This window comes from Enterococcus wangshanyuanii, from assembly GCF_002197645.1.
GTDB lineage: Bacteria > Bacillota > Bacilli > Lactobacillales > Enterococcaceae > Enterococcus_L > Enterococcus_L wangshanyuanii.
Window position 1 is genome coordinate 3,009,425 of sequence record NZ_CP021874.1, and the last position, 14,262, is coordinate 3,023,686.

Below are 14,262 nucleotides of genomic sequence, written 5' to 3' on the forward strand. Positions count from 1 at the left end.
TACATAATACCACCGTTCCCGAAAGAGTGCAATACGTGTTGTTTAAAAAGTCTTTTTGTTCCGTTTTAAGTTTTTTTGTTGACAAAAGAGAACAAAGGTGTTAAATTTATTTTGTTCCCAATAAAGAACGGAGGTGGATTCAATGACATTAGATTTAAAAAGGCTTAAAGCTGAACGGATAGCAAAAGGATTTACGCAAGATGAAATGGCTGAGAAGATGGGATGGCATACTAGAACGCCGTATGCTAAAAGAGAGAACGGTATTGTTTCTATAGGAGCTAACGAACTGGTGAGAATGGCAAGTATTTTGGGGTATGAAAGCGATAACCTAGGAATTTTTTTTACCAGTGTCGTTCCCGAAAAAGAACGAAAAATGGCTTGAAAAGGAGGTTACAAACATGCCGACTAAATCAAATTGCGAAAAGCTTCTTGAAATTATTCGCAAAGATCCAGATAAGGAAAAAACAGATTATATGACTAAAGAAGTTGTATTAAAAAAAATTGATGGTCTAAAGTTGGGAACATTGAATGATTATATCGCAGACTGTAGGGATAATTACCCGATAAAACATACAATCTTAAATCCATCACACAAAATTTGTCTTATCCACTATGGTCAGTTTGAAGAATACTTGCAGTGGCGGTCTGATAATAGGCTGAAAGCCAGAAAAGACAAAGTATCATAATTCAAAAACCTATTAAATAAAGGAGGAAGACAGAAAGTGAGTCTAATTGACCAGATTAATAAAATCACTGATGAATCATTTGAAAAATGGTTTGATCGTTGGTACAAGAAATTGGATTTAGAAAAACAGATAATCAACGTTGCTGAAAAGGGTTTTGTCGAATATCAAATATGTATAAAAGAAGAAAGCGATGTTGAAAGTAAATTTAGCACTAAACAGAGCTATTACGTTAGACGATTACGTGATGTTCGAACTGTGAAATGCTTAAAAGAAAAACTAGGTAATGGTTTTCAAGTTGAACACAAGGAGCAGACTAGAGAAGGAAGGTTCTTTGGTTTAACGATTTATTGCACTAGCGAATGGATAAATATCAGTTGGAAGGAGCATGTTGAATGAAACACAAATTCTTTAAAGCACTTGACGAAACGCCGTTTGTATTATTTCTAGCGATCATGTCGAGCCTATGGGTAGTTGCTGGAATGATGATCATCATTCTTTGCATTTTTAACAGCACATTGAAACTGAAAGATATTCCTATGGCTCTGTTTGTTGTCGCTACGTCACACATGTCAATTTGGATAGGCTTAGCTGTAATTGTCGCTTATGTCATTGTTCGGACGTTGGATTTTCACTCGTATGTATATGGACGGAAAAGATTAAATTAGAAGGGAGATTGTATAATGGGGAAATTTAATTTTGGAGAAGTTGGAGTGAAAAGTAATTTTGGTGAGTTTGTTCCAATTGCAATCAAACAAGGAAATCCAAATTTAGGAAAGATTTCTAGGCCAATTTTGAGCATGAACAAAACAACATGTCGAGTGGGTGCCTTTCTAGGTGAAGAATTAGTTGAAAAAGGCTATAAATTCGCAAGGTTCATGTATTCGAGAGGAATGTTGGCGATTCAGTTTTTAAAAAATGAGGAACCAGATTGCGTGAAAATGATCATTAATAAAAAACAAGGTTCAGCAGTTACGCTTGCTTTTACAAGTGTGGCTAATTATCTGAGTGAATCTACAGATGCAGTAAATTTAGAATCATTTAATTATCAGTTTGATATAAAGCATGATGAAGGATCTATCTATTATGTGGAGCTGGACAAACCTTGGTCAAAAAGGAAAAAGAAAAAGTAGTCTTTTTAAATACTAGGAGGTGTTGAAATGGTAAAGAATTGGACCACAAAAGAGATTGCTTATATAAAGAAACATGCTCTATTAGCTGAAACGAATGCTGTTCTTAATGTCGATCAATTGGCCAAGAAGCTTTCACGCCCAATAAAATCAGTTGAAATGAAGATATACAAAATGCGCAAGGATGGTCTATTACCTAAAACAGACTATACAAAATCATTTGAGGCTGCGGGTAGGCGATTTTCTCCTGATGAAGACAAACGAATTATAGCAATGTATAGGCAAAATGAGACCTATAAGGATATTGGAGAAAGTCTTGGAAGATCCGAACAATCTATTTCAGGTAGAATTTTTACACTGAAGAAAAATGGAAAAATTAAGCGGAATAATTCACAGAAAAATTGGTCAGAAAAAGAAATACAACTGGTTATTGAAAATATCCAATTTGACGAAAATGGATTTGTTTCCAACTATCCTGAGTTAACTCGGTTAATCGTCAATAAGCGACTCACTCAAATTCAACATAAGGTTTATAGCCTGAGAAAAGAGAATTTAATCACAGTTCAGGCTGATAGAAGCAAGACCAGTATTAGGTCTAAAAAAGCGATGGATCGTTTCAATTGTGCCAGATTTGGCAAAAGAATGGAGGAGCAACCTGTGAAAGATAATTCAGTTCAAACGAGTGTGAAAGTGGAAACACAGTCAAAAATGATCCAGGTTATCATGACTACCACTATCGCTGGTGATGAAAAAACAACTAGTTTCTTTACATCAGAAGGTGAATTATTAGCAGTAAAACAAGAGCCAACTTCGTTTGCAGACGAAGAAGGCCAATAATATAAATCAATTTTATTAATTATACCATGAAAGGACGTGATCTGAAATAGAGACTACTATTGAACATTTAGACTGGATAATTTCGGAACTAGAGGAGCGAGGAACTGATGTAGTTTATGTAGATCACGAATTTTTTGATGATGTAATTGTATTCAGCCTAGAAAAGGCGAAACAGATGAGAAATAATTTAATCTCGAAAGGACGTGAGAGGTAAATGGCACAACTTTACTGGCATGATACGATACCTAATCGTTTGATTATGCATGAAAACAATGGACGTCCAGGTTCTTCACTAATTATGGATCTATTTTCAGGAAACGTCATTTCTGTTTATCAGGATTCGGATGTCCCAGTAGTGAGAGACAAATTCGAAGCAATGGATGAAAGTGTGAATTTCGAGTTAGATGATTACATTTTCTTATTACAAAGCCAAATAAACCTATTGGAGGGATGGAAGAAAAATGAATACAAGAAAGAAACGGGTAGCGAAATTCATTCAAGCTAATCCGACTGCGACCAATCAAGAAATTGCACAAGAATTGGACATTAATGAAAATTCTGTAAAAGCGTACATCAGCCAGTTGAAGCGAGATAACTTTATCAAGGTAAAACAAGATACAGATGGTCGTAAAATCGAAACGCTCGACGAATATGAGGCGGAAAATATAAATTCTGCTACCGCGCAGAAGATTGAGATCAAAAAAGAGGCATATACAAAATTATTAAATCGTTACATGGATGACTTTGATTTAACAGATGATATCGACATCCATTTAAAACTAGGTAATTCTATTTTGCGAATTTTAGATAATTTATAAGAGGATGTGGAAATATGACAACTTTGAATGATGAAAATTATTATGAGAAACAATGGGAGTTCATGTCCGCATCACAGTATAAAAGCTTCACAGTGTGCGAAGCAAAAGCGTTAGCAGAATTGACTGGTGAAATACCTAAAGAGAACACAGAAGCCTTTTTAGTCGGTAACTATGTCCACTCAGCATTTGAAGGTGATGAAGCACACGAGCAATTTAAAAAAGATCACGAACCCGAAATGTTAACGAAGCAAGGGAAGTTAAGAGCAGCTTTTATTGTAGCAGAAGAGATGGTGCAACGACTGAAAAAAGATACTTTTTTTAACAATCTATATCAAGGTGAGAAAGAAGTTATCATCACTGGAAAATTGCACGGAGAACATTGGAAAGGGAAAATCGACTGCTTAAATATTGAACAAGGGTATTTTGTAGATATAAAAACTACTGCAGATATTCATAAGAAAATTTGGTCTGAAAATCGTAGAGTTTGGATACCTTTTGTTGAAGCCTATGGCTACTACGAACAAATGGCCATTTATAAGAATCTTTTGGAGCAGAAATACAAAAAAGAATTCACACCATATATTATCGCGGTCAGCAAACAATCCCCTTGTGATTTAGAAGCAATCGAAATTAGGGAAGAGTTACTTGTTGTATCGTTGAATAACATCAAAGGGAATTTAGAACGAGTTTCAGGTGTAAAGAATGGTGAAATAAAACCTAGAATGTGCGGAAAATGTGATTATTGCAGGGGGCATAAAGAATTATCTGGGTTTGTATCTTCAGAAGAATTAATTAGTTAGGAGGGGATTTAATGGCTAAAATACTCAAATCAGAGAACATCAATCGGTTTGATCATTGGACTACCTTAGTTTACTCAGAACCTGGTAAAGGCAAAACGAGCATGGTTAAATCATTAACTGGTCGAACGATTCTGTTTTCAGTCGATGGAATGTATCACGTTTTAGCAAAATTAAAAGATATTGAAATCCATGTAATGGACAATAAGAAGCCATTTGATGAGTTAGGCGATTTTTATCGTTACTTATTAAAGCACAGTTCTGAGTTCGATAATGTAGTAATTGACAATTTATCAACTTTCCAAAAGTTTTGGTTGAATGAGAAATCAACTGAATCAAAAAGCGGAATGCCCGAAATTAAAGACTACGGTGTAATTGATCGTGTATTGCTTGATTTTATCGCGAGTTTAAAATCATTAGGTAAAAATATATTGATTTTCGCTCACGAAAAGAAAGTAGAAGTGACGATGGAATCAGGCAGAGTCTACACGCAGTTTCAACCAGACGTCAGGAACCTTGACGCTATTATGGGGATCGTCCCTTTGGTAGGTCGTTTAGTTATTATCAACAATCAAGAAACCCAAAAAGAAGAGCGAGTAATCGTTCTGCAGCCAACACAAACAACCCGAGCAAAAGATCAACTAATCGGTAATTTGCAAACCATTAATCAAATGGATTTGCTTCCAATATTACAAAATACAAATGAGAAGGAGAAATAAACATGGGACTATTAGACACTTTAAGCAACATCAAAAAAGAAGGATTTGATCCAAAGAAAGATAAGGTAGCAACAAACTCTAAGCTAGACTCAGGAACATACCCTGTTCGATTGAAATCAGCACAAGCGGACGTAAATAAACATGAACAAACGCAACTTGCGATTACTTTGGAGGTTGTTTCAGGGAAAGACAAGAATCGCTTAGAAGTGATTTATATTTCATTTGATGATGGACTTCCAGTTTTTGTATTAGAAAAAAATGGACGTACATTGCTCAAATTAGCAGCAATGGCAGGAATTGAATTTACAAAGAAAGATTTGGAAGATGAGTATACGGCGGCAATGGCATTGGAAAAAGTACTTGGTAGTCAATTCTTGATGAATTTATCAATCACCGAAAACAAAAAGAATCCCAATTATCCTTATCGAAATTACGATTTTGGACCAATGGAAGATGAAATCAATGATCCATTCGGTGGAACAGGATCGACTATTGACATTTCAGATGATGATTTACCGTTCTAAAAAGTGGTTACAAACATGGTTACAAACGTATTTTTCACAAAGTGCCAAAAACCTATTTGAGCTTTAGAGCCACATGAGATTGAGCGAGGTTACAAAAAAAGTTACAAAGTGGTTACACAGAGCAATAAATAACCTCGGATTTCAAAAAATACTAAAAACTTTTGTAACTGTAACCATGTTTGTAACTTTTCTGTAACCACTCTAAGTCTTACTCTCCCAAAGGATGTAGCGATTTGGTTACAAAGTTACACCTAGTATATTTAAATACTAATAATATAGATAAATAGAAAGATATACCCTTTTTTGTAACTTTTCACAAAGTTTTAAGGGTATATCTGATAAATTGCTATTCGAATGTTTAACTAAGTTTACCATGAAAGGAGTGATAAAACAAGTGGGAGAAATAATTTTCGACAAATCGAAAAAGAACCTAAAAAAGATATATAACAGAATTAATTCTACTAGTTTGACAAAACATACGAGAATGGACGAGGTTTTATTTGTGGCCATTGGAGGATACAGCAGAACGTTTGAATTGCTCCTTAAAATGGGCTTAGACAAAGAGGACATTGCAACATTTTCCAGTTTGAACTTATCGCAAAACTTTATTACTGAGACGCACAGAAAAAAAGTTGTTTATGTAAAAAAAATAAATTATGTGACTAGTGTTATCAAGGGAAGCACATTTTCAAGTAAAAATCTTGATTTGAATATTGCCGATGCTTTTGAAGAAAGCATGATGATCTATAAAAATGCTGAACGCACCCTTGTTATCGATAAACGAAGAGTGGTATGGAATAAACCATCTATAGTGGTCTTGGATGATCAATCACTCAATCTACAATATGATGGACATCGCTTTCTTTATCAAAGTGAAATTGGTTTCGTTCAAATCAGAAACAGAAATGCTGATCCAACAATCATTGTTAACGAGTTAGGTGACGTGGAAGAGGCAGATAGAATGATGTTTGCACTTTACCAAAAAGGACTTGTGGCAGAAGAAGAGATATTGAACGCTCTTACTAAATTACAAGCAACAGTTTTTCGCCAAGTCGATCAAGAATGGTTCATGAAGCCTACAGAATATAAAAGTATTGTAGGTTCTCATGATTTAGCGAATGCAATGAAAGATATCAAAGAATTAGGGATTTATCAACTAACTTCTAATAAAAAAATTGGGCGTGAAAATGCTCGCTGGATCGTTATCCCGAATGTTGCATTTGAATTTACTGGTTTTGAATATAAAGATGAGACAGATATATTCGAAGAGGAATTGCGAACAGAAGAACAACAAGAAGAGGCTTTGGCCTCTCAACAAGAACAATTATTGCAAAGTATTTTGTCAATAGAAATCCCTTTGAACATAAAAAAAGGATTTGTTGGAAGCGATATGCAACATAGTCCTTCGGAAACCTTACAATCATTCCTGGATGACGTCGACAATATAGAGGCTGAAAAAGTTGGTGGCATTGAATTACTATCAGGCGCTACCACCGAACAAGAATATAAACATATCAAGAAGTATCAGCTCGCGTATTTTATTGATGGAACTTTTAAAAACAACGAACGATCAGATAACAATTACATGGGAGGCCGTCGCTTAATTTCAATAGATATCGACAATGTTGAGTATACACGAGAAGAATTAGAAGAGAAATTAGAAGGTCAAGGATTATTCGGTTTAATTTACCCAACAGCAAAATACTACTTTGATCGATCTAACCGTTGGAGAATCATCTTGATGGCAGATTGTGAAATGAACAAAGAAGAATATAAAAATGTTGTTACTGGTGTAGCGAAAATGTTGGAACTAGAAATAGATGAGGCAAGTAAAAAAGTAGCTCAACTTATGGGCTATCCACTGGCAGTTTCAGACGTTTCGACAATTATTGGCACAATGGTCAACGTGGAACAGTTTAGACCTGCTAAACGAAAAACAATGAGTAATGTGGTCGATTTTTCTAATAGTTCTAAGTCATTGTTAACGTTTAATCACGCACAAGCTAGATTGTTAGCAGAGGTATTGGATCACGGTGTCCCAGAAGGTAGCCGAAATGAAACATACAGACAAGTATATATGTATTTAAAGGACACCTTAGACAACCCTGAAATGGAAAAATGGCATGACGAAGCGACTGAATTAATAGAGAAAACAAAAGCTCAAGCAATCTTAGACGGATTGCCTGAAAAAGAAGTGGAAGTGATATATCGATGAAGAACTATTCAAAAGCATTACAAGAAAATATTAAAAGTACGTATACTTATGCCTTTGTCAAGAACACAAAAAATTATAATGGACGAGCCGATCGATACAACCCGGTTGATTTCTTTGATCAGCTCTTGGAAGTAGAAAATCCGTTCATGGTTTTTATGGAACTTGACAGGTACGCGTTCAAAAATGCTAAAAATGCAATCGTGCGATATGGAATTAATTATACTGAAGAACAAGAAAGAGCAGCTAAAGTTTTCGTTGATGTTACTACAAAGATGCAACAAACAAGGAGTGATATCGTAGCCCTTCACATCGATGATTTGAAAGGAACTGGTGTTGTCTTATATGAAGAACCATATTATCTAACGACAAAAGACACACTTTATGTTGCAAAATCGATCCGGAGTCTTCCTCGAAACAAATTAACATTTAATCAGGTATATGACCAACACTTGAATATAAGTAAAGAACAACGAGAAGCTTTGGAAACTTGTGTAAAACATCAATTTTCATGTTTGGTTGGTGGAGCCGGAACTGGAAAGAGCTTTGTGACTGCAGAAATAATCAAGCAGTTGGAATTGAATGGAAAGCATGTGGCTGTGCTGGCGCCTACTCATAAAGCAAGAGAGGCATTACAGTCAAAAATAAAGGGGAGTAAAGTAAAAGTTCAGACAATCCACAGTTTTGTTTATAATCCCGCAAATTGTGATGCAATCGTAATCGATGAAAGCGGCATGTTATCAACCCCATTATTTGCTAAATTAATGCGAATCTATGATCAGCAGCAGCTAATTTTTGTTGGGGATAAAAACCAACTTGAACCAATTGAGTACGGTCGTCCTTTTGAACGTCTGCAAGAAATTTTCAAAACGGCTGAGTTAAAAGAAAACTGGCGGTCTGAATCTGCAGACATCATCGCATTGGGAAGAGAAATATTAGGTATTCCACAAAATTCCAATATGCCAATGCCAAATATAGAGGTCGTAAGTGATTCAGATGAAGCATTCAAAAGAGGGGCAGAAGTAGCATTATCCTTTACGAATCATAATGTCAAAGTGATCAATGAACAGCAACGAGTCAAACATGGTTCGGTCACTGTATCACCTAATTTTAGTATCAATGACATGATTGTTGCGAAAACAAACGAAAAAGACCGATTTTACAATGGCCAAATTTTCCAAATCATTTCTGCATATAGTGCCAAAAAGAAAGATAGTGAAGAAATTATCACTTTTAAGAATCAAAAAGATTTAGAAAATAATTTTGATTTAGCTTACGGCTTGACCATTCACAAATCCCAGGGGAGCGAATGGGATGTGGTTGCCTATCAACCAAGTGAAAATGACTATCAAAACTTGGCGTATGTTGCTGTCACTCGGGCTAGAAAAAAACTGATTATCATCGGTGATGCAATAAAAACAAATTATAAGCCTAATCGGGAATGGAGGCATATTGAATGAATCTTATTGCATTTGATCAATCAACAACAGCAACTGGTTGGTGCGTAATGGAAATGGATAGCTCTAAAATTGTAGCTTATGGAGTTATCCGTCCTTTGGGACCGACAAATGAGCGGATACGAGAAATTATAAAAAAGTGCATGACTTTGTGTAAAAAGTTTGAAGTAACGTTTGTTTACATCGAAGGTATTCAAGTACAACGGAATCCAGTAGTCTATGAAGTTTTAGCCAAGTTAAAAGGTACCCTAGAAATATGCTTAGAGGAAAAAGGCTATTTTGTAAATGTGGTCAAAGCAACAGAATGGAGAAAACGTGTTGGCATTAAAAATAAAAAAAGAGACCTTGTGAAACAAGAGGCCCTAGATATGGTAAAAGACATATACAAAATTGAGCCATCAGAAGACGAATGTGAAGCAATCCTTTTTGCCAAAGCATTTTCAGCATTAGATATTAGTAAAGGAGACTGAAGAATGAATAAACCGAAGTTTCGGGCGTGGGATAAGGAACGAGGAATGATGAAATGTCACGGATTGTTTCAAGGGTGTACTATAGCCCAATTATACAATGATGATTATCAAAATTACATGAGGTTTTTGGATGAGATCATCCTCATGCAATACACCGGACTAAAAGACAAGAACGGTGTTGAGATTTATGAGGGGGATGTGGTTAGGCAAGTGGCTGGCGAATATAGTTATATCGGTGCTGTAGAAAAAGACTGTTATCAATTTTATATTGATGGTATTGATCCACTTGATGCTTACAGTTTTGATGATGTAGCAGATACCAGTAATTGTACTGCGGATTTGGAAGTCATCGGAAACATCCACGAAAACCCAGAACTACTAAGTGGGGTGGAGTAAATGGAAAAAGCACATTACGTCATAGAATCAAAGCCAGTTAGAATAAGTGTTGTCTGCCCAAGTTGTGATGAAACTCAGTCATATGATTATGATTCGGTTTATAACAAATTTGGTGCCGATGCATATTACGGAAATTGTGGCAGCGTTGAATGCAAAAATTGCCAAAAAGATATTGAGCTAGGAAGCTGCGAATACGATTAAACAACAAAAAAGCCTAGAGCCACAACTCTAGGTCCGAGCGGTGATCGCTCGTAAATAGTGTATCAAAGATATAGCGTGATTTCAAATAGATTTTAGATGAGGTGGAGAAATGACAATGAAACGATATCTGCAATTTTATGATAATCATGAAATGGAAGTATCAGCTATAACAAAACTGAATGACTTTGCGGAGCGTTACAACAATCTAGAAGTAATAGGTTATCAAGTGGTATGGAACGAACAGATAAATAAAAAAGTAACTTATGTTTTAGTTAGTTATACAGTGGAGGACACAGCACATGGAAAAGATTGAGAAATTGATAGATGAAAAGATCAATGATTGGGATGATTGCTTAAACCGTCATTATGCTGGTGAGATACAGAATTCGGATGTATTAATCAGAGCTGCTTTATCGGATATGGAACAGCTCAAATCATCACTACCCAAACCAGTTGAGGTGCCGGAGTTTGTGGTGAAATGGTATGAACTCCATAAACGAGATTTAGAGCAGGAGATTTTTGACTTACATGTAGATTTGTATCAAAAAAATCTTGGCGATCGTACAGAGTTTGAAAAATGGGCTTCTTTTACCGAGAACAACCCAATCGAAACACTGATCCGCATGAAAGACGGCTACAAAGTGAAAAAAGAGCCGTTGTATTATATGCCAGTGCCGTGTCTTGATGAGACGTATTATGTGATTAATGAGAGTGGCATGGATGTCGCTTATGGTATAGGAGATAAATTTATGGGAAGTGAATTAGATAAATATTTTCCGGATATCAAGAAACTTGCTGTACCAGTGGAGGAGGATGCGGAATGAAACTAATTGTGACTAATCAAAATGGCGTAACGGAATATCAGCCGGATACAGAATCAATAACTTATGCCGATATCATTGATTGTCTTTGTTACAATAAACCTTTTGCTTTCCATGATAATAAGGAACAAGTATTTACGTTTATCAATCCGAATTTGTGTGGTGTTATCACCATTGAGGAGGAAACGCTATGACAGAGAAAACAAACATCGCAAAATTAAAAGAGACTGCAGAACAACTGCAAAATATCAAAAATGGTATTGGCACTAATGATAACAAAGTCAAGATGGATGCTTTTGTTGCTCTCAATAAGTTAAATAAAGTCATCGGACGATTAGAATCGGCTTGTGAAACAACTCCACCCTTTGCGGTCGGGGAGTATTACAGTTCTGATGGTGGCGAAAAAATAGTCAAAATATTAGGTAACGTAGCCAATCAAATTGAATATTGTGTATATGATGCTCAGTATGGCACTTTTAAAAAGTGGTACATTCCTGAAAAAGACATGACAGCTGTTTTTCCTAATTTAACACCAGCCACCGCCGAACAGATAGAAACGTTTAAGCGTGCCGAACAGTTTGCTGCTAAAGGACGTAAGTTGGATGAGTTTCGAGTGGGGATAGAATTGTCTTCGATGGAAAAGATGAAATAGTTGAAATCGATTCTTTAAGAGGAGATTGCGGTTTCAGCGGAACGTCTGATTTAGGAAATTATTACATCATATCAACACCGTCACATTTTGGAATAACCCTCATCCAAACAGCCGAAGAACTGCAGGAGGTAAATGATGAATCTATTTGATTTTATAGAAAAACATCCAGCTCTGACAATATTTATCGTATTAATGATTTATTACACAGTGGTTGATGGAATAAAAGCTCTTTATGGAAAGGGATGAGTAGGGATGACCGACAAATGCAAAAAATGCGGAACGGAAATACTGGAGTGCGATTGCCACCAGTGTCACGAATGTCATCCAGAAGAAATATGTGAAACGTGTGGTGGTTGCCACATAGACCACTGGGAAGCAGTAGATTGTTGGGCATCAGTAAATGATCCCGACTATGATCCGTGGGATATATAAACTAAAAGGGAGGAGTAGGAGATTTGTCCGGACGCAAAAAGCTTTTTACTCCTTTGTGATTATTATGGAATACGCAGTTTATAAAGGCGATGACCTTGTCGCTGTAGGCACTAAACAGGAATGTGCAAATCAACTAAACGTTAAGCAATCAACGATTGAGTTTTGGGCAACACCTAGTAATTTGAAACGTGATAAAGGCAAGAGGACGGTTGCAGTGAGGATGGATGGTGATATCTGTGACTAAGAAAATACTAGATGCCTGTTGTGGCAGCCGAATGTTTTGGTACGACAAACAGAATAAAGATGTCCTGTACATGGATAACCGACAACTTGATGACACTCTCTGTGATGGTCGAGCGTTAAAGGTTGAACCTGATGTGATAGCAGACTTTAGACAGATGCCATTTGAGGATAATAGATTTTATCATGTGGTATTTGATCCACCGCATTTAGTAAAAGCAGGCGAAAATAGTTGGTTGGCCAAGAAATACGGAAAGCTTGATGAATCAACTTGGCCAAGCGATATCAAACAGGGATTTGATGAATGTATGAGAGTTCTTAAGCCTAACGGAACGCTAGTCTTCAAGTGGAATGAAGATCAAATTAAACTATCAGAAATTCTAAAAGTGATTGACTGCGAACCCTTATACGGTAACAAAAGAGCTAAAACTCATTGGATTGTATTTATGAAACCCACCAACTAACAGCACAGTTGGCGGAGGATTGGAGGGGTGAGGATGTGTCAGTATTGCCAAGGTACAAGTTTTATCGATAATGATTTATTGATTGAGTTCGATGATAGCGAGGAACTCGTGGACACAGTAAAGGTTTATGTTACATCAGAAGCTAAACTATTTCTGCATAATGACTATGGAGCAGTAGCGGTACCAATTAATTATTGCCCGATGTGTGGCAGGAAGTTAGAAAGAGAGGGAAATGAATGATCAGAAAAATATATAAGCATTGGGAAGCAATTTTAATGGTTCTACTGTTTATCTCAGCAATAGTCCACATGTCATTTGGCTATGAGCTTAGAGCCTTGATATATGTAATCTTATTATTGGGTATAGGTCTGCAAACAAATTTAGAAGAACTGGTCAAATGGGTAAAGACTTTATGCAGTTTGCTTTACTGGAAAGAAAAAGGAAGAGAGGAGTAATGATTTGTACGAATGGTTGAGTAAATACCAGGAATGGGAACAGAAAATAGCTGTGCTCGATTGGGAGCTAGGTACCTATAAAAATGAGCTTAAACGTTGGAAAGATTCTAATGATCTTGGTAAATACTCTCTTGTTAAAGAGTCAAAAGCCAGTAAATTAGAAGATATCATCGAATCTCTTGAATATGATTTAGCTTTGAACATGAATAATCTATATGATTTGAAGAAAGTTATTCATTCGTTCAGAGGTATTGAACAGCACATCATTAGAATGAAATATGTAGAAGGATTGACTCTAAAAGAAATCGCCAGTGAATTAGGGTATACCTATGATCATATAAGAAGAAAACACAGTAAAATACTAGGGAAAGTGGAATTTAAAGAAAAATATGTGATTTTAAGGTCAAAAAGCCACAAAGAAGCCACAGACCCTATTGAAAAAACGTAATATAATAGTATTATCAAAAGTTTGCAAAATTTACCTACAGCAAACAATTACACAGCTATCTTCCCTATTTTAAAAGACGGTGATTATTGCTGTAGGTAGTTTTATAAGCACTCACAGGCTAACAACAAAAAAATTATAAAAGGATGGTGTAACATCTCCTCAAAAGGTTTACGCATTCTTGCCTGTGGGTGTATTACATAAAAGCTATGTAAAAGGAGGTAATAAAATGAATTGGTTTTGGTATTGGCATTATATCAATAAAAACGGTAAACACGGCATCATGTGTTAGTTGATTGAAACGAACAAAGCTTGCCTGTGGGTGTTTTACACAGGACCAATGCTCTGCAACTTTGAGTTGTAGGCAGCATCCGGCATCTACTGGATGTTAAGAAAAACTAGGGAGACGTTCCAGATACAGGCAGTTTGGTTAGTCCTGTATTGTCACTGTGGCGAAATGAGAAACGCTAAGGGCATTATCTCGGATAGTGAAACTTATAGTGCAAGGT

25 protein-coding genes are annotated in these 14,262 nt (G+C 36.1%); all 25 read left to right on the forward strand.

Annotated features, from left to right (window positions below; all coding sequences use genetic code 11):
• Positions 1-142 precede the first annotated feature (142 nt).
• Entirely contained in the window at positions 143-382 is a 240-nt protein-coding gene (locus tag CC204_RS15000; protein ID WP_088270913.1) for a helix-turn-helix domain-containing protein, read from the forward strand.
• Between the two features lie 16 nt (positions 383-398).
• Positions 399-686, forward strand: a complete 288-nt coding sequence (locus tag CC204_RS15005) for a hypothetical protein (RefSeq protein WP_088270914.1) — start codon at positions 399-401, stop codon at positions 684-686.
• Positions 687-722: 36 nt separating this feature from the next.
• Positions 723-1,082 carry a hypothetical protein gene (locus tag CC204_RS15010; RefSeq protein ID WP_088270915.1) on the forward strand — a complete coding sequence of 120 codons (360 nt, stop codon included), beginning with the start codon at positions 723-725 and terminating at the stop codon, positions 1,080-1,082.
• Positions 1,079-1,351 (forward strand): hypothetical protein, encoded by a 273-nt coding sequence (locus tag CC204_RS15015; protein ID WP_088270916.1) that lies wholly within the window; start codon positions 1,079-1,081, stop codon positions 1,349-1,351. Before CC204_RS15010 ends, CC204_RS15015 begins: the two co-directional genes overlap by 4 nt.
• Before the next feature lie 15 nt (positions 1,352-1,366).
• Positions 1,367-1,816: a hypothetical protein gene (locus tag CC204_RS15020; RefSeq protein ID WP_088270917.1), complete on the forward strand. Its 450-nt coding sequence runs from the start codon at positions 1,367-1,369 to the stop codon at positions 1,814-1,816.
• A 27-nt stretch (positions 1,817-1,843) separates the two neighbouring features.
• Positions 1,844-2,650, forward strand: a complete 807-nt coding sequence (locus CC204_RS15025) for a helix-turn-helix domain-containing protein (RefSeq protein ID WP_088270918.1) — start codon at positions 1,844-1,846, stop codon at positions 2,648-2,650.
• 214 nt (positions 2,651-2,864) lie between these two features.
• Complete coding sequence (locus CC204_RS15030) at positions 2,865-3,155, forward strand: hypothetical protein (protein ID WP_088269573.1); 291 nt, start codon at positions 2,865-2,867, stop codon at positions 3,153-3,155.
• Positions 3,112-3,468 (forward strand): winged helix-turn-helix transcriptional regulator, encoded by a 357-nt coding sequence (locus tag CC204_RS15035; RefSeq protein WP_088269572.1) that lies wholly within the window; start codon positions 3,112-3,114, stop codon positions 3,466-3,468. Before CC204_RS15030 ends, CC204_RS15035 begins: the two co-directional genes overlap by 44 nt.
• A 14-nt stretch (positions 3,469-3,482) precedes the next feature.
• Positions 3,483-4,268, forward strand: a complete 786-nt coding sequence (locus tag CC204_RS15040) for a PD-(D/E)XK nuclease-like domain-containing protein (RefSeq protein ID WP_088269571.1) — start codon at positions 3,483-3,485, stop codon at positions 4,266-4,268.
• A gap of 11 nt (positions 4,269-4,279) precedes the next feature.
• Positions 4,280-4,984, forward strand: a complete 705-nt coding sequence (locus CC204_RS15045; protein ID WP_088269570.1) for an AAA family ATPase — start codon at positions 4,280-4,282, stop codon at positions 4,982-4,984.
• A gap of 2 nt (positions 4,985-4,986) precedes the next feature.
• On the forward strand, positions 4,987-5,508 hold the full coding sequence (locus CC204_RS15050; protein ID WP_088269569.1) for a hypothetical protein: 522 nt from the start codon (positions 4,987-4,989) through the stop codon (positions 5,506-5,508).
• A gap of 502 nt (positions 5,509-6,010) precedes the next feature.
• Positions 6,011-7,723 (forward strand): hypothetical protein, encoded by a 1,713-nt coding sequence (locus tag CC204_RS15055; RefSeq protein WP_157894253.1) that lies wholly within the window; start codon positions 6,011-6,013, stop codon positions 7,721-7,723.
• Positions 7,720-9,180: an ATP-dependent DNA helicase gene (locus CC204_RS15060; protein ID WP_088269567.1), complete on the forward strand. Its 1,461-nt coding sequence runs from the start codon at positions 7,720-7,722 to the stop codon at positions 9,178-9,180. Before CC204_RS15055 ends, CC204_RS15060 begins: the two co-directional genes overlap by 4 nt.
• Positions 9,177-9,647 (forward strand): crossover junction endodeoxyribonuclease RuvC, encoded by a 471-nt coding sequence (locus CC204_RS15065; RefSeq protein WP_088269566.1) that lies wholly within the window; start codon positions 9,177-9,179, stop codon positions 9,645-9,647. The genes CC204_RS15060 and CC204_RS15065 overlap by 4 nt, the downstream gene beginning before the upstream one ends.
• Positions 9,648-9,650: 3 nt before the next feature.
• The gene (locus tag CC204_RS15070) at positions 9,651-10,043 is read left to right on the forward strand and encodes a YopX family protein (RefSeq protein ID WP_088269565.1); all 393 of its coding nucleotides are present in this window, start codon (positions 9,651-9,653) and stop codon (positions 10,041-10,043) included.
• Positions 10,044-10,244 carry a hypothetical protein gene (locus tag CC204_RS15075; RefSeq protein ID WP_088269564.1) on the forward strand — a complete coding sequence of 67 codons (201 nt, stop codon included), beginning with the start codon at positions 10,044-10,046 and terminating at the stop codon, positions 10,242-10,244.
• A 115-nt stretch (positions 10,245-10,359) separates the two neighbouring features.
• Positions 10,360-10,557 (forward strand): hypothetical protein, encoded by a 198-nt coding sequence (locus tag CC204_RS15080; protein ID WP_088270639.1) that lies wholly within the window; start codon positions 10,360-10,362, stop codon positions 10,555-10,557.
• The gene (locus tag CC204_RS15085; protein WP_088269562.1) at positions 10,544-11,068 is read left to right on the forward strand and encodes a DUF1642 domain-containing protein; all 525 of its coding nucleotides are present in this window, start codon (positions 10,544-10,546) and stop codon (positions 11,066-11,068) included. Before CC204_RS15080 ends, CC204_RS15085 begins: the two co-directional genes overlap by 14 nt.
• Positions 11,065-11,259: a hypothetical protein gene (locus CC204_RS15090; protein ID WP_088269561.1), complete on the forward strand. Its 195-nt coding sequence runs from the start codon at positions 11,065-11,067 to the stop codon at positions 11,257-11,259. The genes CC204_RS15085 and CC204_RS15090 overlap by 4 nt, the downstream gene beginning before the upstream one ends.
• Positions 11,256-11,717 carry a hypothetical protein gene (locus CC204_RS15095; RefSeq protein ID WP_088269560.1) on the forward strand — a complete coding sequence of 154 codons (462 nt, stop codon included), beginning with the start codon at positions 11,256-11,258 and terminating at the stop codon, positions 11,715-11,717. The genes CC204_RS15090 and CC204_RS15095 overlap by 4 nt, the downstream gene beginning before the upstream one ends.
• A 496-nt stretch (positions 11,718-12,213) precedes the next feature.
• Positions 12,214-12,393 carry a hypothetical protein gene (locus tag CC204_RS15105; RefSeq protein ID WP_088271677.1) on the forward strand — a complete coding sequence of 60 codons (180 nt, stop codon included), beginning with the start codon at positions 12,214-12,216 and terminating at the stop codon, positions 12,391-12,393.
• Positions 12,394-12,424: 31 nt separating this feature from the next.
• Positions 12,425-12,853 (forward strand): class I SAM-dependent methyltransferase, encoded by a 429-nt coding sequence (locus CC204_RS15110; protein WP_227011260.1) that lies wholly within the window; start codon positions 12,425-12,427, stop codon positions 12,851-12,853.
• 33 nt (positions 12,854-12,886) lie between these two features.
• Positions 12,887-13,093 (forward strand): hypothetical protein, encoded by a 207-nt coding sequence (locus CC204_RS15115; protein ID WP_088269557.1) that lies wholly within the window; start codon positions 12,887-12,889, stop codon positions 13,091-13,093.
• On the forward strand, positions 13,090-13,308 hold the full coding sequence (locus tag CC204_RS15120; protein WP_088269556.1) for a hypothetical protein: 219 nt from the start codon (positions 13,090-13,092) through the stop codon (positions 13,306-13,308). Before CC204_RS15115 ends, CC204_RS15120 begins: the two co-directional genes overlap by 4 nt.
• 4 nt (positions 13,309-13,312) lie before the next feature.
• Entirely contained in the window at positions 13,313-13,756 is a 444-nt protein-coding gene (locus CC204_RS15125) for a sigma factor-like helix-turn-helix DNA-binding protein (RefSeq protein WP_088269555.1), read from the forward strand.
• The last annotated feature ends 506 nt before the right edge of the window (positions 13,757-14,262 follow it).